This window comes from Pseudomonas sp. K5002, assembly GCF_013386655.1.
Classification (GTDB): domain Bacteria; phylum Pseudomonadota; class Gammaproteobacteria; order Pseudomonadales; family Pseudomonadaceae; genus Aquipseudomonas.
The window spans coordinates 1-1,052 of the sequence record NZ_JACARK010000366.1 but is presented as its reverse complement, the minus strand read 5'-3'; the positions used below and the strand labels follow the sequence as shown (position 1 = coordinate 1,052).

The 1,052-nt window shown below is 62.9% G+C and carries 2 protein-coding genes; both read left to right on the top strand.

The genetic code is table 11. The features are described from left to right. Nucleotides 1-751, top strand: a 751-nt coding sequence (locus HX846_RS17590; protein ID WP_178965795.1) for a FecR family protein, incomplete at its 5' end; no start/stop codon positions are given. A gap of 96 nt (nucleotides 752-847) precedes the next feature. Next, a partial coding sequence (locus HX846_RS17585; protein WP_256739831.1) for a hypothetical protein occupies nucleotides 848-1,052 on the top strand: 205 nt, incomplete at its 3' end.

Sequence of the window (1,052 nt, the reverse complement as noted above, 5' to 3'; positions counted from 1 at the left end):
CCCGCAGCCGCGTGCGAAGCGCCGGCCCGTGCTGCGTTATGCAGTGGCTGCAAGTGTGCTGGCGGTGGCCCTGGGCCTGGGGTTGTTCAGTGGCCTGGATCATCCGGCGACGTATAACGCCGAGTTCCGCACTGCATTGGGGGAGCACCGGCAGGTGGCGTTGCCCGACGGCTCGCTGATGGACTTGAACAGCCGCAGCGTGGTGGCCGTGCACTATGTAAAAGGCCAGCGCGGCATCGAGCTCAAGCAGGGCGAGGCCATGTTCAGCGTCGAGCACGACACCAGCCGGCCCTTCGTGGTGGACGCCGGGGCAGGGCAGGTGACGGTCACCGGTACGCGTTTCGACGTGCGCCGCGATGACGACCAGACCCGCGTGGTGGTCGAGGCCGGTACGGTCAAAGTGCAAGGGCGCTCATCCGATGACATCGTGATGCTCACGGCCGGTCGGGGCACCCATGTGGATACCCGGGGCCAGGTGGCGGCTGCCTACGCCGTCAACCCTGAAGAGCTCACGGCCTGGCGCACCGGCAAGCTGGTGTTCAACAACGCCACTCTCGGCGAAGTGGCTCGGGAGGTCTCACGTTACCGCGAGCAACCTTTGCGGGTCAGCGCGCCCGCGGTGAGCAACCTGCGCTTGACCAGCGTGTTCAAATCCACCGACACCGACGCCTTGCTCAAGGCCTTGCCGCACATTCTTCCGGTGGCCTTGCGCACCTTGCCGGACGGTAGCCAGGAAATAATTTCGCGATAGATTCAGGTTTTTTTCGAGTTCTTCGTCTTCTTGTGCAACTGCAACTGGTTTGCATTAACAGCCGCACTCTCTTGCGATCACAGGACTACGTTCGACGTGAAAAAACTCGCCATGAAAAACAATAAATCATCCCGCTGGGCACCCCTCGCCCTGGCGCTGGCCGTCAGCGCCGCACTGCCGGCGGCCTATGCTGACGATGGCATTCATATCCAGGCCCAGTCCCTGGGTTCGGCCTTGAGCCAATTGGGTCAGCAGACGTCGCTGCAAGTGTTCTTCAGCCCCGACATGGTGGCCGGCAAAC